The organism is Marinobacter sp. (assembly GCF_041690455.1).
Classification (GTDB): Bacteria; Pseudomonadota; Gammaproteobacteria; order Pseudomonadales; family Oleiphilaceae; genus Marinobacter.
Window position 1 is genome coordinate 2,098 of the sequence record NZ_JAWLHI010000096.1, and the last position, 8,288, is coordinate 10,385.

The following is an 8,288-nucleotide window of genomic DNA, read 5'->3' on the forward strand; positions in this document are numbered from 1 at the left end:
ACATGGTGATCCGCGGCGGGGAAAACATCTACCCGAAAGAAATCGAGGAATTCCTCTACACCCACCCCTCCATCGAGGAAGTCCAGGTCACCGGCATTCCCGATGAGAAATACGGTGAGGAGCTGATCGCCTGGGTCAAGTTGCGCCCGGATGCGGACCCTGTAGACGCAGACGACCTGCAGGCCTTCTGCAAGGGCAAGATCGCCCACTTCAAGATCCCGAAGAACTACAAGTTCGTGGACGAATTCCCGATGACCGTCACCGGGAAGATCCAGAAGTTCAAGATGCGGGAGATCTCGATCGAGGAGATGGGGTTGAAGAAATAACAGCAGCCCCTGCTTCGGTTGAAACAACAAACCCCGGCTTTTGCCGGGGTTTGTTGTTTGTAGGCTCACCGTTCAGGCCGAAGGCAGGTCCCCGAACACCCATCTTGGTGCGTCAGCGAACGGACAGGGTGACTCAGTCAACGTAGGTTATAGCTTCATCCCGAGTTTCCCACTTTAGTTGACTCGGTCTCCTTCCTGAAAATGATTCCGGGGAAGAAAAGCTGTGATGAAGCGGTTAAACAGGACGTTTTGTCCGACTTACACACCCGATTCGAAGGAGAATCACATGAAAAATTTACATTCGCTGGCCTTTTACGCATTGGTTACACCGGCCATCGCACTGGGTTCGAGTGTTCTGCTTGCCGAAGAGCATGTTGACGAGGAGGGCGTTGAGAAGCAGCAAAGCACCCAGCCAGAAAAAGACACCATGAAGTCCACCAGCACGACCATGCAAAGTGACCAGAAAATGGGTAACCAGTCTGGCATGCAAAAGCAGGCCTACATGGCCAACGTTCCGTCTGATGGCATTCGGGCGAGCGACCTGATCGGTGCCAAAGTCACAACCAGCAATGACGAGAATGTCGGCGCTGTGAGTGAACTGATCATCGACAAGGACGGTCAGGTGGTGGCGGTTATAGTCGGCGTCGGTGGTTTCCTCGGCCTGGGCGAGAAAGACGTAGCCATTGGCTGGGACCAGGTCACCAAATCCGGAAAATCCGGTGATATGGAACTGCGGATTGACGCGACCCGCGACGAACTGATCTCCGCGCCCGGCTTTGAAACGAAGGAGTGATCCTCCGGTATGCGGCGTTCAGGAAAGAAGTGACGTAAATCGATGGCAGGGGCGCAAGCCCCTGCCGTTTTTTGTATCGGGCCGCCACGGCTTTGCCAAACGACACCAAATGTAACGACTCCCCAATCGACATCCCCTACCTTTGCCAGTAATGTTGCTCAATGACTCGAGTCCTGTAATCGCAGGAATGCCCTCTTAATTTTGGGCATAAGCGAAAAGTCTGTCTGTGCGGTAGCGCACCTGCTCGTTGTCCTGTTCCGGCGTTTCACAGCACTCCCGCTGTCTGAATTCCGGTGTTTTCGGTAATTTCTGTTCGGAGACTCAGGTGCGAACAGCTACGGGTGCACACTTTTCAATACGAATGCTGATCCTGGCCGCCTTGCTGCCCTTGTCATTTCCCGTCGCTGCCGAAGACGGCGAAGCCGGCTACCGGTTGCTTGAGCTGGACGGTTACAAGGTCAAGTGGGGTAGCCAGAGCTTCGGGGTTGGGGCGCGCGTCAGCTACGCCTTTGCTGACCGGAAGCTAAGGTTCGATGATGTACGCAACTGCGGTGAACTGGCGCCAATGAAAGCACTGTCAGGGCAGGAGCTTTCCTACGAGACACTGGTGCGTGAGACCGCAGCAGCCTTTCGGGTCTGGGAGCGCGCTGCCAATCTTTCGTTTTATCAGGTCAGCAATGCCCAGGACGCGGACATCATTCTCGGGGCCCAGGGCCAGCCACGCATGCGGGCATTCGCCAATGTGACCTACGCGCCCGAGGAAAAGGAAGGTATTCGCACCATCAAACAGGCACTGGTGTGCCTGAACCCCGACCATAAATGGAAGGTCGGGTTTGACGGCAACACGGATGTCTACGACCTCCGCTATACGCTGATCCATGAGATCGGCCATGCCCTCGGCCTGGATCATCCGGGCCCCTCCGGGCAGTTGATGGGGTTCCGCTATACCGAAGATTTCCCCGAACTGCAGCCCGGTGATCTTCGGGGGATCCGGAAGCTCTACGGACATGCCGTCAATAATGATCAACTGGCCAATGGTCCCGGGCTGGCTCTCTCCAACCCATCGCTCTGAGACGGAAAATTCCCGGTCGCCCTGATCTGCGCCGAACCGCTCGCCTGTCTGTGCGTGCACAGAGGGGTATTGCCCAAGAAATAATTTCCCTTACGTTCGACAACGCACTGACCGGCCCGGGCACCACCTCTAAGCTCGAACTGTCCGCGCATCCGTACAAGATGCTCGGAGACACACGGGCTGTGCGGTGGTCGGTGTCGGGCTGTTGCAGTTCGGCAAATCCGCAAGAAACTGAGACAGGACCTTCGAGTGCCCCAGAAAATGCAGGAACCCCAGGCTCAAGGGGCAAGAGTTACCGGTCAATATGGACCGGCCGTGTCCCAGGGAACGCGGCTGTTCAACGCAGTCGAACTTCGCCTGTTTCGCTACACGGCGGTTCTGTTCTCACTGGTTGTACTGGCGGCGCTGGTCGGAATTATCATTTGGGCTTTCGGCTGGTTGCTGGAGACCTTCTACACCCTGCTGCTGTCGCTGGCAGTTGCCGGTATCCTGGCGCTGGTGCTTCACCCGGTGGTGGAGTTCATGGTGCGACGGCTTCGGCTGCCGCTCTTGCTGGCGATCATTCTTGTGCTGCTGGCCTTTTTCGTCGGTATCGGCACCTTGATGTTCGTGCTCGTGCCCATTCTGGTGCGCCAGGCCGTGCAGTTGATGACGGTTCTGCCAGACCTGCTGGCGAGCTGGCAAACACATTTCTCGGTTCACTTCCCGGCGCTCAGCTCCATGGTTTTCAGCGGTACCGAAAACAGTGGTGGGGAGGAGTCCAAGCAAATGATGCCGGGCCTGGAATACACCAGTAATACGATTATGTCTTACCTGGGCCTGCTGGTGGTCCTGCCCATGGCCTATCTACAGCCGGAGGGTGGCATTAACCTCCTGATCCTGGCCGGGCTGGTGTTCGGAGCGGTTCAACTGATTGAAAGCTGGCTGCTGACCCCGAAAATCATGGCCAACCGATCGGGCCTGCATCCCGCGCTGGTAGTGATTTCACTGTTCTTCTGGGGCACAGCACTGGGTGGCATCATCGGCATGATCCTGGCGGTTCCCCTGACGGCGTTCTTCGTGGCCACCTGGAGCGAGATCAAGAACAGCCTTAAACACACGTTGAGCCTCCCCGATGCCCGGCCGTGAAAGAATTACCCCGGCCGGATGTTCTGATTCGCAATATGGAGCAATCGATCCAGGAGTCCGAGGCTTTTATCCGTCGTTTTCGGGATGGCGGCCAGTGGCTGTCGATGTCATCGCAGACCGTTAAAAAAAAGGCCTCGCTGAGCGCGAGGCCAACCAAATAAAGGCTCTGAGGGTCCATAGCCTTACTGCCAAAGAGGGGCCGCTACCAGCCCCAACTCACCGAAAACCAAACAAGGAAAAGATCCATTCCTTGTAAGCTACGAATTATGGTTGCGCCTCGTCCCTGTGACGCGAGATGTAACGTCCTGTTCAAGCTGCTCCCTCGCCTCATCTGTGCCCACAATAGATTTTTCGTTTTGGTAGGTCTGTTCGCTATCCCACTTAGTGCGAAAAAGATCAAATCGGACGACAGCCTGCCGGAACACAACGAAGGCAGCCCGGTTGGCCGGGAGCTGTTGGCGGCCGGACTGATTCCCTGGTGGTCTCTACGGCTGGTGTTCTCGGTATTGGGCGCCTTGCCACTGATCACCAGCGGTTGAGTCTTCACCTTGAAAACAGCGGCTTCGCCCCCATCTCAACGGGTACTCCGTTGCCTTCGCCCGCGGGTCGGGCGGACGCCCTTCTTCATGCAACCACATCACGGAAAGATTATGACCGGAACCCTTCACACTCCGTTTCAACAACGGAATTTCTGGCGGCTGACCTCGCTGATGGCGTTGGTTCTTTTTCTCAGTGGCTGCGGGATCAATAACATCCCCACCTACGATGAACGAGTGACCGCAGCCTGGGCCCAGGTGGAAAACCAGTACCAGCGCCGGGCCGACCTGATTCCCAATCTTGTCGAAACCGTAAAGGGTTTCGCCGCGCAGGAACAGGAAACCCTCACTGCGGTGATTGAGGCTCGTTCGAAAGCGACATCAATCCAGGTGGACGAGAGCATTCTCAACAATCCCCAGAAGCTGAAGCAGTTCCAGCAGGCCCAGGGTGAGCTCAGCAGTGCTCTGAGCCGCCTGATGGCGGTCTCGGAACGCTATCCGGACCTGAAATCGAATCAGAACTTTCTGACTCTTCAGGCCCAGCTTGAGGGCACAGAAAACCGTATTGCCGTCGCGCGGCGGGACTTCATCCAGGCGGTGGAGCGGTACAACACCGAACTGCGCACCTTCCCGGGAAAGATCTGGCATAGCCTGCTGTATAGCGATCTGGAGCCTCGCGCCAACTTCGAAGCCACCACAGAAAACGCGGATGAAGCACCCGCGGTGGAATTCTGATGATTATTCAGCTCCACAAACATCTGTTGCTGGCATTACTGGTGTTGCTGCCGGCCACCGTCTGGGCCCAGTCCACACCGGAATTTCCCGAGCTGACTGGCCGGGTGGTGGACCGGGCGGAGATACTGTCTCCTGAGGTGGAAGCGCGCCTGAGCCAGATGCTCCAGGCCCATGAACAGGACAGCACCGAACAGGTCGTGGTGGTTACCTTGCCGGACCTGCAGGGCTATCCAATTGAAGATTTTGGCTACCAGCTGGGCAGGCACTGGGGTATCGGCCAGGAGGGCGAAGATAACGGCGCCCTGCTGATCGTGGCGAAGGAAGAACGCAAAATCCGCATCGAGGTGGGCTATGGCCTGGAAGGCCGGCTCACTGATGCCGACTCCTCGGTCATCATCAATCGCATTATTACCCCGGCGTTCCGTCAGGGGGATTTTCAGGCCGGTATCGTTAACGGCGCCGCCGCCATGATCCAGGTGCTCGGGGGCGAGCCCATGGCCGCTCCGCAGGGTCAGCAACCCGTTGCACTGCAGGAGAAGCCCAAAGCCGGCATGGTCGCACTGTTCTTCATCATCATGATGGCGGTGGTGTTCTTTATCGGCAGTCGCGGTGGCCGTGGTGGCCGCGGGGGTGCCGCCCTGTTAGGCGCAACACTGCTGGGTGGCGCCATGGGCGGCCGTGGCGGCGGCTTCGGCGGTGGCGGTTTTGGAGGCGGCGGAGGCGGCTTCGGCGGTGGCGGTGCCTCCGGTGGCTGGTAGCTCCAAACGGGTCTCCCCGCACGCTGAATCCCCTCACCTGACAATGAGAATTATCGAATCATGACACTACTAAACAAAAGCGATCAGGAAGCCGTTACCGCCGCCATCAATGAGGTGGAACGGGAAACCGATGCCGAACTGGTCACCGTGCTGACGGCCCAATCGGATAACTACAACTATATTCCCCTGGTCTGGGCCGGCATCCTGGCGTTACTGGTGCCAGGTATCGGCAATTATTTCGGGAACTGGTTCGGGGCCGACATGCTCATGCTGGTGCAGTGGGGCACGTTCGTCGTGCTCAGCCTGCTGTTCCGGATGCCGGGCATAAACACCCGCCTGATTCCCCGGCAGGTTCGCTACTGGCGGGCGTCCAACCTCGCACGGCGGGAATTCCTGGAGCAGAACCTGCACCATACCGAAGGCGGCACCGGCATGCTGATCTTCGTCTCGGAAGCAGAACGCTACGTAGAGATTCTGGTGGATCAGGGCATTGCCGATGTGCTGGACAATTCGGTGTGGGAGAGCATCGTCGCAGACTTCACGGTAAAAGTGCATCAGGGGCAGACCCGGCAGGGATTTCTTGACTGCATTTCCGCCTGTGGCAAGCTGCTGAAAGAACACGTGCCCGCCACCCACGAACGCAATGAACTGCCCAATCACCTGGTGATTTTGCCCTGACGAAAAAGTGAGACAACGCTACGGGGCGCCAAGGCGCCACCACTGATCCGCGCTGACACCTCATTGTCGATATTCAACAGGCTTGCGCGCCTTACCAGTGAAGATAATCAGAAATTCACTGGAGTCCGACACTCGAGCAACATCGGTCCCTGGGGCGCCTCGGGGTGATGGTGCCTATTGCACCTATCAGGGTGCCAGCTTGCGCTTCAATGCCCTGGACATCGACAGCGGCAGGCTTGGCAATGAGCGCAGCATCCACGGCAGTATCCGGCGCTTCACCCCGCTCAGGGATTCCGGGATCACGGCCTCAATGAGATGTGGCCCCGGCATTCTCTGGGCGTATTCCAGGGCTTTTGCCATCTCTTCGGCGGTGTGTACCCGCACAGCGTGAACGCCCATACCGTTGGCCATCTCGGCGAAATTGATCACCGGGCCGCGCAGATCCAGTTGGGATTTGGCTTTTTCGCCCGCCTCTTCCGCGCCTACCCGTTCCAGTTCGATATTCAACACCGAATAGGAGGCGTTGTTGAAGATGATGGAGGTGACGTTCAGCTGTTCCCGGGCCATGGTCCAGAGGGCCTGGATGGTGTACATGGCAGTGCCATCGCCGATCAGGGCGATGACCGGCCGGTCCGGGCAGGCCACGGCCGCGCCCACCGCGTTGGGCAACCCCTGACCGATAGCGCCCCCGGTGAGAGTGATCATGTCGTGGCGGGGTGCGCCTGCCGTCATCACCGAGAGCATCAGGCTGGAGGTGATGCCTTCGTCCACGATAATGGCGTTCTCCGGCATCAGTTCGCCTACTGCTTTGCAGACTTTCTCGGCGGTCAGTTTACCGCGTGGCCGGCCCGGCCGTTTCTCGGGTTGTAGCTTCGGTTCCGCGTGGCTGGCACCGACGGCGTCGTTGAGTTTGTTCAGGCTGGCCAGGATGTCCTGGTCGGGTGCCACCAGGGTATGTACCTGGCAGGTATCCGGCACCAGGTAGCTCTTCTTGCCGGGATAGGCGAAGAAGGAGACCGGCGCCTTGGAATCCACAATAACCAGATGCTCCACATCCGTCAGTTGCACTGTAGCCAGTTCAGCCAGGTACGCCAGGCGCTCGATGTAAGGCAGGCCGGCGCCCCGTTCCATACGGGTCGGGAAGGTTTCTGCCAGCAGGGTAACGCCGCTGTGTGCGGCCAGTTTGGCTGCCGCCAGCATGCTCGGTTCGCGCAGGGAATGGCCGCCCATCAACAGGGCGGTTTTCTTGCCGGAGCGGATGGCGGAGGCAATAGCCTCTACCGTGGCATCGTCTGCCAGCTCCGGTGTCGGCGGTACCAGAGGTGCGCGGGGCACGCCGCCCTCACCCCAGGACACATCGGCCGGCAATATCAGTGTGGCTACCTGCCCGGGCGCCGTGCGGGCAGCGGCAATGGCTTCGGCGGCATCCTGACAGAGGGTTTCCGTGCTCCTGGCAGTGCGTACAAACCCCGGGGAAACGTTGCGGGCAACGGTCTCGATATCAGACTGCAGCTGGGCATCGTATTTCACGTGATAGGTGGCGTGGTCACCTACGATGTTCACCACCGGCACTTTGCCTTTGCGGGCGTTGTGCAGGTTAGCCAGTCCGTTGCCCAACCCGCAGCCCAGGTGCAGCAACGTAGCGGCGGGTTTGTCGGCCATGCGGGCGTAGCCGTCGGCCGCCCCGGTGGCGACCCCCTCGAACAGGGCAAGGACCGCCCGCATTTTGGGCTCGTCATCCAGCGCGGCCACAAAGTGCATTTCACTAGTGCCGGGGTTGCTGAAGCAGACCTCAACACCGGCATCTACCAGGGTTTTCATCAGGGCTTGTGCGCCGTTTGTCATTGTTGTTCTCCAACCTTTCCGAATTCGGGGTTAGTAAGTATTTTCGTTCTTAAAGGACCTGCAAGTTCTGGACAACCTGACTTCAGCCTCCGGAAACAATCGAGCGAACTGCCGCCCGCGCGGTCATGATGCAACCGGGCAGAAAGGTACCCTCCAATGAGCGCTTGCCGTTCGCTCCACCGCCACCAAAGCCGGCCGCCTCCCCCACGCAGTACAGACCCTGCACGGGTGAACCCTGCCCGTTCAGGACTCGGCTATGCAGATCGGTTTGCAGTCCACCCAGGCTCTTGCGGGTAATCAGCTGCATACGGATGGCGATGTACGGGCCGGCGCCGGGTTTCTGCAGCGGTGCCGGTTTGCAGGTGCGCAGACGGTCCGGCTTCCATTCCCGGGCGTGCTGGATCATGCGGATCTGGG

10 protein-coding genes are annotated in these 8,288 nt (G+C 58.8%); 8 read left to right on the top strand and 2 right to left on the bottom strand.

What is annotated here, in order from left to right; genetic code table 11:
- The 8 genes from ACESMW_RS17230 to ACESMW_RS17265 form a co-directional block, all read left to right on the top strand.
- On the top strand, positions 1-326 hold a 326-nt coding region (locus ACESMW_RS17230; protein WP_411289445.1), incomplete at its 5' end, for an AMP-binding enzyme.
- Between the two features lie 286 nt (positions 327-612).
- Complete coding sequence (locus tag ACESMW_RS17235) at positions 613-1,119, top strand: PRC-barrel domain-containing protein (RefSeq protein WP_372988219.1); 507 nt, start codon at positions 613-615, stop codon at positions 1,117-1,119.
- Between the two features lie 325 nt (positions 1,120-1,444).
- A complete protein-coding gene (locus ACESMW_RS17240; protein WP_372988220.1) occupies positions 1,445-2,191 on the top strand; it encodes a matrixin family metalloprotease in 747 nt (248 codons plus the stop codon).
- A gap of 315 nt (positions 2,192-2,506) precedes the next feature.
- Complete coding sequence (locus ACESMW_RS17245; RefSeq protein WP_372988221.1) at positions 2,507-3,319, top strand: AI-2E family transporter; 813 nt, start codon at positions 2,507-2,509, stop codon at positions 3,317-3,319.
- 356 nt (positions 3,320-3,675) lie between these two features.
- Positions 3,676-3,858 carry a hypothetical protein gene (locus ACESMW_RS17250; RefSeq protein WP_372988222.1) on the top strand — a complete coding sequence of 61 codons (183 nt, stop codon included), beginning with the start codon at positions 3,676-3,678 and terminating at the stop codon, positions 3,856-3,858.
- Between the two features lie 171 nt (positions 3,859-4,029).
- On the top strand, positions 4,030-4,590 hold the full coding sequence (locus ACESMW_RS17255) for a LemA family protein (protein ID WP_343816520.1): 561 nt from the start codon (positions 4,030-4,032) through the stop codon (positions 4,588-4,590).
- Positions 4,590-5,348 (top strand): TPM domain-containing protein, encoded by a 759-nt coding sequence (locus ACESMW_RS17260; protein ID WP_372988223.1) that lies wholly within the window; start codon positions 4,590-4,592, stop codon positions 5,346-5,348. Before ACESMW_RS17255 ends, ACESMW_RS17260 begins: the two co-directional genes overlap by 1 nt.
- A 60-nt stretch (positions 5,349-5,408) precedes the next feature.
- Positions 5,409-6,026, top strand: coding sequence for a TPM domain-containing protein (locus tag ACESMW_RS17265; protein ID WP_372988224.1), 618 nt, complete (start codon positions 5,409-5,411; stop codon positions 6,024-6,026).
- A gap of 186 nt (positions 6,027-6,212) precedes the next feature.
- On the opposite strand, the gene ACESMW_RS17270 is transcribed toward ACESMW_RS17265, so the two are convergent.
- Together ACESMW_RS17270 and ACESMW_RS17275 are read right to left on the bottom strand one after the other, a co-directional pair.
- Complete coding sequence (locus ACESMW_RS17270; RefSeq protein ID WP_372988225.1) at positions 6,213-7,871, bottom strand: acetolactate synthase large subunit; 1,659 nt, start codon at positions 7,869-7,871, stop codon at positions 6,213-6,215.
- 82 nt (positions 7,872-7,953) lie between these two features.
- A partial coding sequence (locus tag ACESMW_RS17275) for an FAD-binding protein (protein ID WP_372988226.1) occupies positions 7,954-8,288 on the bottom strand: 335 nt, incomplete at its 5' end.